Origin of the sequence: Paracoccus sediminilitoris (genome assembly GCF_003259195.1) — a bacterium.
GTDB classification, from domain to species: domain Bacteria; phylum Pseudomonadota; class Alphaproteobacteria; order Rhodobacterales; family Rhodobacteraceae; genus Paracoccus; species Paracoccus sediminilitoris.
In genome coordinates this window covers 99477-113473 of the sequence record NZ_QJPK01000006.1, presented here as the reverse complement: position 1 = coordinate 113473, position 13997 = coordinate 99477, and the positions used below count along the sequence as shown (strand labels likewise).

12 protein-coding genes and 1 pseudogene are annotated in these 13997 nt (G+C 64.5%); 10 read left to right on the top strand and 3 right to left on the bottom strand.

The genetic code is table 11. The features are described 5' to 3' along the window. Nucleotides 1–11 precede the first annotated feature (11 nt). Entirely contained in the window at nucleotides 12–824 is an 813-nt protein-coding gene (gene bhcR, locus DKT70_RS08315) for an HTH-type transcriptional regulator BhcR (protein ID WP_111558698.1), read from the bottom strand. 321 nt (nucleotides 825–1145) lie between these two features. On the opposite strand from bhcR, the gene DKT70_RS08310 reads away from it, so the two are divergent. The 5 genes from DKT70_RS08310 to DKT70_RS08290 all read left to right on the top strand — a co-directional run bounded on the left by DKT70_RS08310 (nucleotide 1146) and on the right by DKT70_RS08290 (nucleotide 6260). Then, a complete protein-coding gene (locus DKT70_RS08310) occupies nucleotides 1146–2624 on the top strand; it encodes a nucleobase:cation symporter-2 family protein (RefSeq protein WP_111558697.1) in 1479 nt (492 codons plus the stop codon). A 106-nt stretch (nucleotides 2625–2730) separates the two neighbouring features. Further along, nucleotides 2731–3084 carry a hydroxyisourate hydrolase gene (gene uraH / locus DKT70_RS08305; RefSeq protein WP_111558696.1) on the top strand — a complete coding sequence of 118 codons (354 nt, stop codon included), beginning with the start codon at nucleotides 2731–2733 and terminating at the stop codon, nucleotides 3082–3084. A gap of 4 nt (nucleotides 3085–3088) precedes the next feature. Next, entirely contained in the window at nucleotides 3089–4339 is a 1251-nt protein-coding gene (locus DKT70_RS08300; RefSeq protein WP_111558813.1) for a urate hydroxylase PuuD, read from the top strand. 48 nt (nucleotides 4340–4387) lie between these two features. After that, nucleotides 4388–4741, top strand: a complete 354-nt coding sequence (locus tag DKT70_RS08295) for a hypothetical protein (RefSeq protein WP_111558695.1) — start codon at nucleotides 4388–4390, stop codon at nucleotides 4739–4741. A 130-nt stretch (nucleotides 4742–4871) separates the two neighbouring features. Further along, on the top strand, nucleotides 4872–6260 hold the full coding sequence (locus tag DKT70_RS08290) for a PepSY-associated TM helix domain-containing protein (RefSeq protein WP_111558812.1): 1389 nt from the start codon (nucleotides 4872–4874) through the stop codon (nucleotides 6258–6260). On the opposite strand, the gene DKT70_RS08285 is transcribed toward DKT70_RS08290, so the two are convergent. Beyond that, the gene (locus tag DKT70_RS08285; RefSeq protein ID WP_111558694.1) at nucleotides 6241–7158 is read right to left on the bottom strand and encodes a LysR family transcriptional regulator; all 918 of its coding nucleotides are present in this window, start codon (nucleotides 7156–7158) and stop codon (nucleotides 6241–6243) included. The two genes, DKT70_RS08290 and DKT70_RS08285, sit on opposite strands and share 20 nt — an antisense overlap. Before the next feature lie 113 nt (nucleotides 7159–7271). Between DKT70_RS08285 and xdhA the strand changes: the two genes are divergently transcribed. Genes xdhA through guaD form a run of 4 tightly spaced genes read left to right on the top strand, consistent with a single transcriptional unit; the run spans nucleotide 7272 to nucleotide 13028 of the window. Further along, complete coding sequence (gene xdhA / locus DKT70_RS08280; protein WP_111558693.1) at nucleotides 7272–8723, top strand: xanthine dehydrogenase small subunit; 1452 nt, start codon at nucleotides 7272–7274, stop codon at nucleotides 8721–8723. 2 nt (nucleotides 8724–8725) lie between these two features. After that, nucleotides 8726–11032 (top strand): xanthine dehydrogenase molybdopterin binding subunit, encoded by a 2307-nt coding sequence (gene xdhB, locus DKT70_RS08275; RefSeq protein WP_111558692.1) that lies wholly within the window; start codon nucleotides 8726–8728, stop codon nucleotides 11030–11032. Continuing rightward, on the top strand, nucleotides 11029–11763 hold the full coding sequence (gene xdhC / locus DKT70_RS08270; protein ID WP_111558691.1) for a xanthine dehydrogenase accessory protein XdhC: 735 nt from the start codon (nucleotides 11029–11031) through the stop codon (nucleotides 11761–11763). The genes xdhB and xdhC overlap by 4 nt, the downstream gene beginning before the upstream one ends. After that, entirely contained in the window at nucleotides 11751–13028 is a 1278-nt protein-coding gene (gene guaD, locus DKT70_RS08265; protein ID WP_111558690.1) for a guanine deaminase, read from the top strand. Before xdhC ends, guaD begins: the two co-directional genes overlap by 13 nt. A gap of 96 nt (nucleotides 13029–13124) precedes the next feature. Here guaD and DKT70_RS17780 read toward each other — a convergent pair whose 3' ends face one another. Beyond that, nucleotides 13125–13505 carry a hypothetical protein gene (locus tag DKT70_RS17780; RefSeq protein ID WP_146612606.1) on the bottom strand — a complete coding sequence of 127 codons (381 nt, stop codon included), beginning with the start codon at nucleotides 13503–13505 and terminating at the stop codon, nucleotides 13125–13127. 47 nt (nucleotides 13506–13552) lie between these two features. Here DKT70_RS17780 and DKT70_RS08255 point away from each other — a divergent pair. Further along, nucleotides 13553–13986, top strand: a pseudogene (locus DKT70_RS08255) (IS5 family transposase); the annotation flags it as partial. Nucleotides 13987–13997: the final 11 nt, after the last annotated feature.

Sequence of the window (13997 nt, the reverse complement as noted above, 5' to 3'; positions counted from 1 at the left end):
GGCAGGCGCGGTCACTGGGCCGCGCCGCCCATCGCGTCGGTCAGCGATGCGGCTGCGGCCGCAACCACCGCGCCAAGCGTCTTGACGTGTTCCGACCCGATCCGATGCGTGGGCCCGCTGACCGAGATGCCGGCCATCGCCTCTCCGGACAGATCGAAGACCGGGGCGGCGATGCAGCGCATGCCGCGGGTCTTCTCCTCGTCATCGAAGGAAAAACCGCGATGGCGGATGCGGGCCAGATCGGCCCTGAGTTGGTCGGGATCGGTCAGGGTCTTGTCGGTGAACCGTTCCAGTTGCCCCGAAGCGGAGAGCGCATCCAGCGTTTCGGGACGCCCGAAGGCCAGCAGCGCCTTGCCGATCCCCGACGCATGCAAGGGCGACCGCGTTCCCGGCGGAAAGAAGGCGCGGATCGTTTCCTGGGTTTCGGCCTGGCTGACGAACAGCACATGGTTGCCCTGAAGGATGCCCAAGTTCGCAGTTTCGCCGGTATGTTCCATCAATGTGCGCAGGATTGGGCGGGCGCGTTCGACGATACCTGACCTGCGCATAAAGGCCGAGCCCAACCGAAAGGTCGCCGGGCCAATATTCCAGGCCTGCGTGGTCGGATCGCTTTCCACCATGCCGCGCTGCGCCAGGGTATGCAGGACGCGGTGCACGGTCGATGGCGGCTGCCCCGCCTGATCGGCAATTTCGCTGAGGGTCAGACCCGACCGGGATGCCAGGAGATCCAACAGGTCCAGCGCCCGGTCCAGCGCCTGAACGGTGCCGGGGACCTCGGGCTGCGTTTTCTTGGGGCGGCCCCGGCGGCGCATCGGATCGGCCATGATTTAAGCTCCGTTAAGAATGCATGTCGCGTGGCGCGAAAATCCGCAAGCGGCAGCGGAAAACGCAAGGTGCTGGACTTGCTGCGCTTTTCGCCTTCTTTCACGATGCGGGCGGATTTTCCAGAAAAATGGCGCGGCCCTGGGACGAATGCTAGCCTTTTCCTTTGCCGGGGAGGGCGCATCCACAGGTTCCGGGCGGGGCCATGCTGCACCGGATGCAGGCAATGGCGGTTTTCGCGGGCGCTTGGGCGTGAAATTCGTTTTCGTGCCCCGCGCCCTTGCGCAAGACTTGGAACGACATGCAGTCAAGGGGGCAATCACATGACTGAAACGACGGGGCACGCCGGGGTCCATCCGGTGGATGAACGCCTGCCGACACCCAAGCTGATTACGCTTGGGTTCCAGCATGTGCTGGTGATGTATGCGGGCGCGATCGCCGTGCCGCTGATCGTGGGCCGCGCCCTGCAGCTGTCGCCCGCCGAGGTGGCCTTCCTGATTTCCGCCGACCTGTTCGTCTGCGGCATCGCCACCCTGATCCAGAGCTTGGGCGCCACCCAGTATTTCGGCATCAAGCTGCCTGTCATGATGGGCGTCACCTTTGCCGCCGTGGGACCGATGGTCGCCATTGCCGCCGGCAACCCCGGTGCCGATGGTGCGCGTGCCCTGTTTGGCGCCATCATCGCGGCGGGTCTGATCGCGATCCTGCTGGCCCCCGCCATCAGCCGCATGCTGCGGTTTTTCCCGCCGGTGGTGACGGGAACGGTGATCCTTGCCATCGGGATCAGCCTGATGCCCATCGGCATCAACTGGATCTTCGGCCTGCAGGTCGGTCCCACCGCGCCGAAGCTGGTCGATCCCGCGCAGGCCGCTTGGCTGGAACAGGCCATCGCCGCAGGGGGCGTCCCCGAAGGCGTGCGTCTGGCGCCCACGGTGGCGAACCCGCTTTACGCGGCGGGCGGCAACATTGCCATCGCGGCGCTGGTGCTGGCCACGATCCTGCTGGTGTCGCGCCTGGCGACGGGGTTCCTGTCCAACATCGCGGTGCTGATCGGCATCGCGGTGGGCGGCATCACGGCGGCCATGCTGGGCATGATGCATTTCGACCGCGTGGCCGAGGCGCAGTGGTTCGCCCTGATCACGCCCTTCCATTTCGGCCTGCCGACCTTTGATCCGGTGATGGTCCTGACCATGGTGCTTGTGATGATCGTGGTGATGATCGAATCCACCGGCATGTTCCTGGCCCTGTCCGAGATGTGCGCCCGTCCCGTCACCCAGAAACAGCTGGCCGCGGGCCTGCGGGCCGACGGGTTGGGCACCATGCTGGGCGGCATCTTCAACACCTTCCCCTATACCTCGTTCAGCCAGAATGTCGGGCTGGTGGGTGTCACGGGCGTTCGGTCGCGCTTTGTCTGCGTGGCGGGCGGCATCATCATGATCGTGCTGGGCCTGATCCCCAAGATGGGCGCGCTGGTCGAAAGCCTGCCGACCACGGTCCTGGGCGGCGCGGGTCTGGTGATGTTCGGCATGGTCGCGGCCACGGGCGTGCGAATCTTGTCGCGGGTCGATTTCGCGGGCAACCGGCACAACCTGTTTGTCGTGGCGATTAGCATCGGCATGGCGATGATCCCGGTGGTCGCCCCCGATTTCAAGCAATGGCTGCCCCACGCCATCCACCCGCTGGTGCATTCGGGCATCCTGCTGGCGGCGATCAGCGCGGTGCTGCTGAACTGGTTTTATAACGGCGCCCCCGCGGCGGATGAAGATGAACTGCGCGCCGCGGGCAAGCTGGCCGATCACTGAGGGCCGATTATGCACGAAATTTTAAGACTGCCTTGCGCGCGGCCCCTCTCGCGCGCAAGGAAGGATCGGTTATCAACAAACCAAGCATAATCAGCGGAGGATCACGATGCCGGGTTACCTGACCACCCATGTTCTGGACACAGCCCGCGGCCAGCCGGCCCGCGGCATGACGGTGGTCCTGTTCCGCCTGCAAGGGGGCGCGCGCCAGGAAATTGCGCGTCTGGTCACCAATGATGACGGGCGCACCGACAGCCAGATCCTGCCCCAGGACCAGTTCGCCACCGGCAGCTATGAGCTGGAATTTCATGCGGGCGACTGGATGGACGCCGCGGGCATCCCGCCCGAAAGCCCGCGCTTTCTGGACGTCATCCCGATCCGTTTCGGCATGTCGCAGCAGGACCATTACCACGTGCCTTTGCTGATCTCTCCCTTCGGCTATTCGACCTACAGGGGCAGCTGAGATGATCCCCGATACCGTCATTTTGTGGGAGTGGCTGGCCTTTGCCGTCCGCTGGACCCATGTCATCACCGCGATAGCCTGGATCGGGTCGTCCTTCTATTTCATTGCGCTGGATCTGGGCCTGCAAAAGGCCCCCGGCATGCCGAAAGGCGCGCACGGAGAGGAATGGCAGGTCCATGGAGGCGGCTTCTATCACGTCCAGAAATACCTGGTCGCCCCTGAACGCATGCCCGAGCATCTGACCTGGTTCAAATGGGAAAGCTATTCGACCTGGTTGTCGGGGGCGGCATTGCTGATGGTCACCTATTGGGCGGGGGCGAACCTGTTCCTGATCGATCCGGCCAAGGCTGATCTGGCCATCTGGCAGGCAATCCTGGTGTCGGGCGGTTCGCTGGCCATCGGCTGGCTGATCTATGACGGGCTGTGCAAATCGCCCCTGGGCCAGCGTCCGACGGTGTTGATGCTGCTGCTGTTCGCCGCACTGGTGGTCATGGGCTGGGGTTATGACCAGGTCTTCACCGGGCGCGCGGCGCTGCTGCATCTGGGGGCCTTCACCGCCACCATCATGACGGCCAACGTCTTTCTGATCATCATGCCGAACCAGCGCATCGTTGTCGCCGACCTGAAGGCCGGACGCGCGCCGGACCCGAAATACGGCAAGATCGCCAAGCTGCGGTCCACGCATAACAACTATCTGACGCTGCCGGTCATCTTCCTGATGCTGTCGAACCACTATCCGCTGGCCTTCGCCAGCGAATACAACTGGCTGATCGCGGCGCTGATCTTCCTGATGGGCGTGACCATCCGGCATTTCTTCAACACCATGCATGCCCGCAAAGGGTATCAGTGGTGGACATGGGCGGTGACGACCATGCTGTTCGTGGCCATCATGTGGCTCTCGGCGCTTGGGCTGAACCAGGAAAGCTATGACGAGGCGATGGCCCGCCCCCTGACCGCGTCCGAGGAACGTTTTGCCCAGGCCGAGGGCTTTGATGACGTGGCGCAGACCGTCATGGGCCGCTGTTCCATGTGTCATGCCCGCGAACCCGTGTGGGAGGGTATCCACCACGCCCCGCGCGGGCTGTTTCTGGAAACGCCCGCCGACATCGCGCGGGCGGCCCAGCAGGTCTATGTCCAAGCAGGTTTGACCGACGCCATGCCCCCCGCCAACATCACCGGAATGGAGGATGACGAGCGTCGCCAGATCATCCGCTGGTTCCGCAAGGTCGGCGCCTTCGGCATGGCGGGGCTGTAACCATCTTTTCGCTTAACACGTGGCCTGCCGCGCGGTAGTTCATCGGCCATGTTCCGCGCTGTCCGCCTTGTCCTGCTGCTGGGGGTCATCCTTGGGGTGGTGCTGCCGAAATCCACGGCGGCGCTGGCCGATATCGGCGTGATCGACGACCGCGCGGTGGTGATCTGCACCGGCCATGGGCTGGTCGAGGTCCCGCTTGCCGATCCCGTGCAGGGGCATGACGCGGCACCCGACCATGACCATGCCTGCCTGCTGGTGCATGCGCTGGTCGGGGCCTTGGCGCCTGCCGAGGCGTCGTGGGTCCGACTGTCCGGCCGCATCCGTCCCAGCCTTGCCGCCGACCTGTGGCAACCCCTGTCGCTGCCCCCTAAAGGTTTCGCACGCGCGCCCCCGCGCGTCTGACAGCTCGCTCGTTCATCTGACAATGCGAAACCGCATGGCCATTGCCATGCAACAGGACAATTTCCATGACTGTATTCGATCCGGCCGCCCTGTCGGCCCCCGGCGCAGCCCGCGCCCTTGCGGTGTCATCATGACCGCTGCCCCCCTGATGGCCGCCAATCGCAGCGCCAAGCTTTATCGGGCCGCGTGGCGCTGGCATTTCTATGCCGGGCTGTTCGTCGTGCCGTTCTTCCTGGTGCTGGCCGTGACCGGCATGATGATGCTGTGGATCGCCCATCTGGACGGGCGCGACGGCGAACGCATCCGGGTGACGCCGCAGGGTCAGACGACCAGCCTGAACCTGCAGGCGGCGGTGGCCATCGCCTCGGTTCCCGACGGCCTGCCGGTGCAATACGTGGCACCGCGCGCCCCCGGTCTGGCCGCGATCTTTCGCATCGATGGCCCCGATGGCCCACAGACCGTCGCCGTCGATCCCTATACCGCCCAAGTTGTGACCAGCTTTCCCCGCCAGGCCGGCTGGTACAATTCAGCGGACGGCATCCATTCCTCGCTGCTGCTGGGCGTGACGGGGGACCGGATGCTTGAAATCGCGGCCTCGCTTGGGGTCGTGCTGTTGGCCACGGGGCTTTACTTGTGGTGGCCACGACAGGGGGGAATCGTGCGGGCGCTGATCCCGAACCTTGCGGCACGCGGGAGGGCGCTGTGGCGGTCGCTGCATGGCGTCGTCGGGATCTGGATCTCGGTCGTGCTGATGTTCTTTCTGGTGTCCGGATTGGCCTGGTCGGGGGTCTGGGGTGAAAAGCTGACGCAGGCCTGGTCGACCTTTCCCGCCGCCAAATGGGACTCCGTGCCTTTGTCGGATGCCACCCATGGCAGCCGGAATGACGGCCCCAAGCAGGTGACCTGGGCGCTGGAACAGACCCCGTTGCCTGCATCGGGATCGGCGGCGGGGGCCGTTGGCATTGCCGAAGGTCAGCCGGTAACCATCGACAGCGTCGATGCCCTGGCCCGCCAAATCGGGTTCGACGGACGCTATCAGCTGATCCTGCCCAAGGGTGATACCGGTGTCTGGACGCTGACCCGCGATTCCATGAACTCGGACAGCCTGTCGCCCACCACCGACCGAACCGTCCATGTCGACCAATATACGGGTCGCATTCTGGCCGATGTGGGGTTTGCGGATTATTCCTGGGCGGGTAAGGCCATGGCCGTGGGCATTGCGCTGCATATGGGCACTCTTGGCCTTTGGAGCGTGCTGGCCAATACCGTCTTCTGTCTGGCGGTAATCTTTCTGTGCGCGTCCGGGGTGGTCCTGTGGTGGAAACGGCGCCCGGTGGGCCAATGGCGCCTGGCGCCGCCGCCCATGCCCGCCGACATGCCGCTGTGGCGCGGCGCAGTGGTGCTGGCCTGCGTGATCGGCGTCGCGTTTCCCATGGCGGGCGTGGCGATGGCGGGGGCCATCGCGATCGACCGTCTGATCCTGGCGCGGATCCCGGCCTTCAGACGGGTGTTCGGCTGACCGGCTGAAAGGCCGGTCTCAGCTCCTTGACCGCGAAATCGGCGAACATGCGGACCTTGGGGTCCTGCAGACGCCGATGCGGCGCAAGGCAACCGAACTGGGCGGGCAGGGGCGGCGTGTCCGGCAGCAGGCGGACCAACTGCCCGTCGCGCAGGGCCTGCGTCACCTCGTATTCGGGGCGGTTGGCGATGCCGTGGCCATCCAGCGCCCAGGATGTCAGCACATCGCCGTCATCCGTGTCGAACCGCCCCGAGACCATCATCTTGCGTGGCCCGTCATCGGTCGTCAGCGTCCAGAAATATTCCGGACTGCGCGGATAGCGCAGCAACAGACAGTTATGCCCCGACAGGTCGTCGGGGATCTGCGGCGTGCCGCGTTCGGCCAGATACCCGGGGGATGCGACCAGCACGCGGGGGCAATCGGCGATCTTGCGCCATTTCAGCGCCGAGTCCGCCGGTTCGCCTAGGAAAAAGGCCAGGTCGATGGCGTCTTCGACGATGTTGACGCTGCGATCCGACAGGCGCAGGCGGAATTCGACGCCGGGATTGTCATGGCAGAAGGCCGGGATCAGCGGCGCGACCAGCCTGCGCCCCAACCCCAATGGCGCCGTCAGGCGGATCACCCCCTGCGGCTTGCCCGAAAAGCTGCTGACCAGCGCCTCGGCCTCGTCCAGGGTCTCGATCACGCGGCGGGCATGGTCATAGAAGGCGCGCCCCACCTCGGTCGTGGTCAGCTTGCGCGTGGTGCGGTTCAGCAGGCGCAGCCCGAAGCGATTTTCAAGATCCTTGATACGATTCGACGCGACGGCCGGGGACAGGCGCAAATCCCTGCCTCCGGCGGTGATGGACCCCAGTTCGACCACGCGGACGAACACCCGCAGGCTTTCCAGATAGGACATGATGGTGGCTGGCTTTCAACGTTTCATGTAAAGTCTTCTACGTCCGGGCCAATTTCGCAATCCCCTTTTCCCGCATAAACTGCCCGGCAACAGGACCGCCAGGAAGGAACACCATGACCACCCAGCTGCGTTTTCTGCTGAATGACCAGGAAGTCGCCCTGTCGCAGGTCGGCGCATCGGACACGCTGCTGGATCATCTGCGCATCGCCCGTCGCCTGACCGGCACCAAGGAAGGCTGCGCCGAGGGTGATTGCGGTGCCTGCACCGTGCTGCTGGGTCGCCCGACGAAAGGCGGTCTGGTCTATGAACCGATCAACGCCTGCATCCGGCTGCTGGCGTCCTGCCACGGCTGCCATGTGGTGACGGTCGAACATCTGCAGGGACCCGATGGCGGCCTGCACCCGGTCCAGGCCGCCATGGTCGAACATCACGGCAGCCAATGCGGCTTTTGCACGCCGGGCATCGTCATGGCGCTTTACGGGCTGTGGATGACCAAACCCGATGCGACGGCCACCGATATCGAGATCGCGCTGCAGGGCAATATCTGCCGCTGCACGGGGTACGAGCCGATCATCACCGCCGCCCTTGCCGCCGGTCGCGCGGGCGGGCAGGCCGCCGATGCGCTGATGCGGGAACGCAATGCCGTGGCCGAACGCTTGGCTGCGATGCCTGCGGGGCGCGTCGATCTGGACCGCGATGGCGACCGCGCGATCATTCCTGCCGATGTGGACGACCTGGCGCGGGTGCTGCTGGACGAACCCAAGGCGACGCTGGTCGCAGGGGCCACGGATGTGGGCTTGTGGGTCACGAAATTCATGCGCGACATCAGCCCCGCCATCTTCATCGGTCACCTGATGAAGTCGATGCAAATGGTTGATGGCGAACTGCATATCGGTGCAGGCGTCACCTATTCCGAGGTTGCGCCGCTGATCCGCCAGCACATCCCGGCAGCTTATGATTATTGGCTGCGGATCGGCGGCTGGCAGGTGCGCAACATGGGCACGATCGGGGCGAACATTGCCAACGGGTCGCCCATCGGGGACACGCCGCCACTGCTGATCGCGCTTGGGGCGCGGATCGTGCTGCGCCGTGGCGATGTGCGCCGTGAACTGCCGCTGCAGGATTTCTTCATGGATTACGGCAAGCAGGACCGCCAGCAGGGTGAGTTCGTCGAGACCGTCATCATCCCCACGCGCCCGGACGCCATCGTCGCCGCATACAAGGTCAGCAAGCGGCGCGACAGCGACATCACGGCGGTCGCCGCGGGCTTTTGCCTGACGGTGCGGGACGGCATCATCCAGAACGCCCGTGTGGCCTTTGGTGGCATGGCGGCAACGCCCAAGCGCGCTGCCCGGGCCGAGGCCGCCCTGCAGGGCCAGCCCATGGCGCAGGCGACCTTCGAGGCCGCCGCCTGCGCCGTCGCCGATGATTTCACGCCCATGTCGGACATGCGGGCCAGCGCCGATTATCGCGCCCGCGTGGCGCAGAACCTGTTCCGCCGCTTCTGGTTGGAACAATCCGAACCGGGCCTGCCGGTCCGCCTGACCGAAACGCTGGGGGCTTGACCATGAAAGACGATACCATCCTTCGCGGGCAGGCCCATCAGGACACCGCCCATGACAGCGCCGCCAAGCATGTGACGGGCCGCGCCGAATATACCGACGACCTGAACGAGCCGCACGGCCTGGTCCATGCCTATCTGGGCCTGTCGCAATGCGCCCATGGTACGATCACCGCCATGGATTTCAGCAAGACGCTGGCCGATCCCGGTGTCATCGGCGTGCTGACGGCCAAGGACATTCCGGGCATCAACGACGTCTCGGCCAATGGCAAGAAGGACGACCCTATCTTTGCCGAAGAGACCGTCCATTTCTGGGGCCAGCCGGTCTTTGCGGTCATCGCCGAAACCCGCGATCAGGCCCGCCGTGCCGCGCACAAGGCGCAGATCACCTATGACGCCTTGCCCCACGCGCTGGACCCGATTGCCGCGCGTGACGCGGGCAGGGGCTATGTCACCGAACCCCTGACCCTGCGCCGGGGCGACGCCGATCAGGGCATGGCCGCCGCGCCGCGCCGGATCAGCGGGCGCTTTGCCATCGGGGGACAGGATCACTTCTATCTGGAAGGCCAGATTGCCATGGCCGTGCCGGGCGAAGACGATGACATGACCATCAACGTCTCGACCCAGCACCCGTCCGAAGTGCAGCACATGGTCGCCCATGCCCTGAAGGTGCCCAGCCATTCGGTGATCGTGAACGTACGCCGCATGGGGGGCGGTTTCGGGGGCAAGGAAACGCAGATGAACCTGTTCGCCTGCGTGGCCGCGATCGCCGCCCGGCGGTGGAAACGGGCGGTGAAAATCCGCCCCGACCGCGATGACGACATGATCGCCACCGGCAAGCGCCACGATTTCGTGGTCGATTACGAAGTCGGTTTCGATGACACGGGCAAGATCCGCGCCGTGCAGGGCGACTGGTACGCGCGTTGCGGCTTTTCGTCGGACCTGTCGGGGCCGGTGACGGACCGGGCGCTGTTTCACGCCGACAACGCCTATTTCTATCCCGATGTGCGCGTCAGCAGCCATCCGATGAAGACGAACACAGTCAGCAACACCGCCTTTCGCGGATTTGGCGGCCCGCAGGGTGTGATCGTGGCCGAACGCATGATCGAGGAGATCGCCTATGCCCTTGGTCGCGACCCGTTGGAGATCCGGCGCGCGAACCTTTATGAAAACGGCCAGCTGACCCCCTATCACCAGGAGGTCAACGACCAGATCCTGCCACGCATCCTGGACGAACTGGAAGCGGGCAGCGATTACCAGGCCCGGCGTCAGGCAGTGCTGGACTGGAACGCAAAGGGCGGCGTCATCCGCAAGGGCATCGCGCTGACACCGGTCAAGTTCGGCATCAGCTTCACCGCCACCTGGTTCAACCAGGCGGGCGCGCTGATCCATGTCTATTCCGACGGCTCGATCATGCTGAACCACGGCGGGACCGAGATGGGGCAGGGCCTGAACATCAAGGTCGCGCAGGTCGTGGCCGAGGCGTTCCAATGCGACATCGCCCGCGTCAAGATCACGAAAACGACGACGGAAAAGGTGCCCAACACCTCGGCCACGGCGGCGTCGTCTGGGACCGACCTGAACGGGATGGCGGCGCTGGACGCGGCCGACCAGATCAAGGCAAGGCTGGTGGCATTCGTCGCCGAACGCTGGCAGGTGGCCCCCGATGCGGTGCAGTTCGTGCCGAACCACGTCATGGCGGGCGATACCGCCATCCCCTTCACCGAGGTGATTGCCGCCGCCTATATGGCACGGGTGAACCTGTCGGCTGCGGGTCACTACAAGACGCCCAAGATCCATTGGGACCGGTCGACCGGGCGGGGCAGGCCGTTCTATTACTATGCCTATGGCGCCGCGGTCTCCGAGGTGTCGGTGGACACGCTGACCGGCGAATATGTCATCGACCGGACCGATGTGCTGCATGACGTCGGCCGCAGCCTGAACCCCGCCATCGATAAGGGCCAGGTCGAGGGCGCCTTCGTCCAGGGCACCGGCTGGCTGACGACCGAGGAGCTGTGGTGGGACGACAAGGGCCGCCTGCGCACCCATGCGCCCTCGACCTACAAGGTGCCTTTGGCCAGCGACCGCCCGCGTGTCTTCAACGTCAAGCTGGTCGAGTGGTCCGAGGCTGCCGAACGCACCATCAAACGCTCCAAGGCCGTGGGTGAGCCGCCCTTCATGCTGGGGATCAGTGTCTTCGAGGCGATCAACATGGCCGTGGCGTCCATGGCCGATTACCGCGAACCGGCCCGCCTCGACGCGCCCGCCACGCCCGAACGCGTGCTGATGGCGGTGGACCGGCTGCGCGGATGATCCGCATCCGCGTCATATCGGCCCGCGGCTCCACTCCGCGCGATGCCGGGGCCGAGATGTTCGTCGGCTTCGACAGCGTGCAGGGGACTATCGGCGGGGGGCAGCTGGAATACATGGCCATCGACCGCGCACGGGCGATGCTGTCGCAGGGGTTGGACCTGGACCGCTTGGACATCCCTCTTGGGCCGGAAATCGGCCAATGCTGCGGTGGGCGGGTCGTTCTGGAACTGGACCGCCACGGCCCGACGCCGCAGGATCATCCTGACGCGCTGATCTTTGGCGCGGGCCATGTCGGGCGTGCCCTGGCGCTGGCGCTGCAGCCGCTGCCGGTCAATGCCACCCTGATTGACCAGCGACCCGAGGAACTGGCCTTGGCCGCCGCGGGCATTGCCACCCACCTGACCCCGCTGCCCGAAACCCTGATCCGCGATGCGCGGGCCGGCACGGCGGTGGTCATCCTGACCCATGATCACGCGCTGGATTTCCTGCTGGCCGCCGAAGCGCTCTCGCGTCCTGATCTGGCCTATGTCGGCATGATCGGCAGCGCGACCAAGCGTGCCCAGTTCACTCGCTTTGCCAAGGGCATCGACACGTCGCGGCTGGTCTGCCCCATCGGCGCGGGCCTGTCCCAAGACAAGCGCCCCGAGGTCATCGCCGCCTTCACCGCCGCCGAACTGATCGGCAGGCTCACCGCAGTTTCTTCTTTGAAAAAATACCCATGCAACATCTGATCCGGGGCCGCGTCCTCGACTTTCATGCCGATCCCGCCGAAACGCAGGACAACCACCGCTATTGGGAAGACGGCGCGATCATCGTAGAGGGCGGCAAGATCGTCGCCGTCGGCGATCACGCCGATCTGGCGCGTCCCGACCTGCCCGAAACAGACCACCGCCCGCATTTGATCCTGCCGGGCTTCATCGACCCGCATATCCATTTCCCGCAGTTGCAGGTGATCGCCAGCTGGGGCGCGCAGCTGCTGGACTGGCTGAACACCTATACCTTCCCCGAAGAGGCGCGCTTTGCCGATCCCGACCATGCCACCCGCATGGCGGGGCTGTTCCTGGATCAGCTGACCGCGCATGGAACGACGACGGCGGTCGCCTTCTGTTCCAGCCACAAGACCAGCGCCGAGGCCCTGTTCACTGCCGCCCATGACCGCGACATGGCGATGGTCGCGGGCAAGGTGATGATGGATCGTAATGCCCCCAATGCGGTGCTGGACACCGCGCAACAGGGCTATGACGACACCAAGGCCCTGATCCGCGATTGGCACGGAAAGGGGCGACAGCGCTATGCCATCACGCCGCGCTTCGCGATCACCTCGACGCCGGAACAGCTGGCCATGACCGGGCAGCTGGCAGCTGAACATCCCAATTGCCACGTCCAGACCCATCTGTCCGAAAACCGCGACGAGATCGACTTTACCCTGTCCCTCTATCCCCAGGCGCGAGATTACCTGGATATCTATGAACAGCACGGACTGCTGTCCGACAGGCTGCTGCTGGGTCATTCGATCCACCTGCACCCGCGCGAAATTGCGCGGATGGCCGAAACCGGCAGCCGCGCGATCTTCTGTCCGACCTCGAACCTGTTCCTGGGATCGGGTCTCTTTGACGAGGCAGGACTGCGCGAGGCGGGTATCGTCAGCGGCATCGCGACGGATGTGGGCGGCGGCACCAGTTATTCCATGCTGCAGACCCTGAACGAGGGCTACAAGATCCTGCAGATGCGCGGTCAGAAGCTGCATCCCTTGTCGGCCTTCCACTGGGCGACGCGCGGCAACGCCATGGCCCTTGGCATGGAAGACAGCATCGGCACGCTTCGGCCCGGATCGGCCGCCGATCTGGTGGTGCTGGATGCCCGCGCAACGCCTGCGATGGACTTGCGCATGGAACGTGCCCAGACCCTGGCCGAGGAATTGTTCATCCTGCAGATCATGGGCGACGACCGTGCGGTGGCACAGACCTATGTCGCGGGCCGACCCTGCAAGATGTGATCATATCAGGCTGCTGCCAAAGAAAGGGGATGCATGCGCAAACGGAAGCAATAGCGTGCGCAAGGGCGTCAAGAAAAATCAACGTGGATCGTGGATTCAGGAAAGCAGATGGCTGACCTCGGCACGGGAATAGATCCTCTTGCTGCCGCCTGCCGGCTGTATCCTGTCGGCATCAAGCCGCTCCTGAAGCTCGCTCCACCCCAGACGCGCTGTAACCCCCACAGTGTGAAAACTGATAAAGCGATCGTGGAATGCCTCACGGTCGGTCGCGTTCATCCGCAGCTGCGCCCCGCCTCTTGGTCCGCGCATTTGCTGGCATGACAAGCCATTGCGACGGACAAAGCTCAGAAGTTCGCTTGGCGGTAGCCCTTGCGAATAGGCAAAGGCATCCAGCGAAATTGCTTCGCCTCCCTGTCCGACATGCCCAAGGTTCACCAGAACCGAAGCAAACCCCGACCGCTGCAGATACTTGCCCACCCGTGCCATTTTCCCAGAGCGAATGTTTTTGATGATCTCGGGTGAACCGCTCCGGGTTTGGCCGTTCGCGTGGCGGCTTTACGACCAAGATCCATCTCCTCGTGAATGCAGCAGGGCTGCCCATGAGGACCGAGATCACTGTGGGGCAAACTTCCGATTATCTCGGCTTCGATCTGGTCATGGCCGACAATCTGCCGACACCGAGTGTCCAGCTGGCCGACCGAGGCCATGACGCTGACAGCATTCGGAAAATTATGGACCAACGGGATGTCCTGCTGGTCATTTCGATGCGCAAGTCCCGCAAAAAGCTGATTGGCGGGGACCGATCACTCTACCGCCTGCGCAACCTGGTCGAACGATGCTTCAACAAGCTGAAGAACGCTCGCCGTGTTGCCACCTGTTATGACAAGACCGCGGAGAGCCTCCTTGCTTCATCGACATCACATCGATGCGCCTTTGGGTGCGCCATTTGTTAACATGACCTAAGAGACT

Bases quoted from the DNA above. Each gene is read 5' to 3' on its own strand.
- bhcR (WP_111558698.1), bottom strand. From the start codon at position 824: ATGGCCGATCCGATGCGCCGCCGGGGCCGCCCCAAGAAAACGCAGCCC.
- DKT70_RS08310 (WP_111558697.1), top strand. From the start codon at position 1,146: ATGACTGAAACGACGGGGCACGCCGGGGTCCATCCGGTGGATGAACGC.
- uraH (WP_111558696.1), top strand. From the start codon at position 2,731: ATGCCGGGTTACCTGACCACCCATGTTCTGGACACAGCCCGCGGCCAG.
- DKT70_RS08295 (WP_111558695.1), top strand. From the start codon at position 4,388: ATGTTCCGCGCTGTCCGCCTTGTCCTGCTGCTGGGGGTCATCCTTGGG.
- DKT70_RS08290 (WP_111558812.1), top strand. From the start codon at position 4,872: ATGACCGCTGCCCCCCTGATGGCCGCCAATCGCAGCGCCAAGCTTTAT.
- DKT70_RS08285 (WP_111558694.1), bottom strand. From the start codon at position 7,158: ATGTCCTATCTGGAAAGCCTGCGGGTGTTCGTCCGCGTGGTCGAACTG.
- xdhA (WP_111558693.1), top strand. From the start codon at position 7,272: ATGACCACCCAGCTGCGTTTTCTGCTGAATGACCAGGAAGTCGCCCTG.
- xdhB (WP_111558692.1), top strand. From the start codon at position 8,726: ATGAAAGACGATACCATCCTTCGCGGGCAGGCCCATCAGGACACCGCC.
- xdhC (WP_111558691.1), top strand. From the start codon at position 11,029: ATGATCCGCATCCGCGTCATATCGGCCCGCGGCTCCACTCCGCGCGAT.
- guaD (WP_111558690.1), top strand. From the start codon at position 11,751: ATGCAACATCTGATCCGGGGCCGCGTCCTCGACTTTCATGCCGATCCC.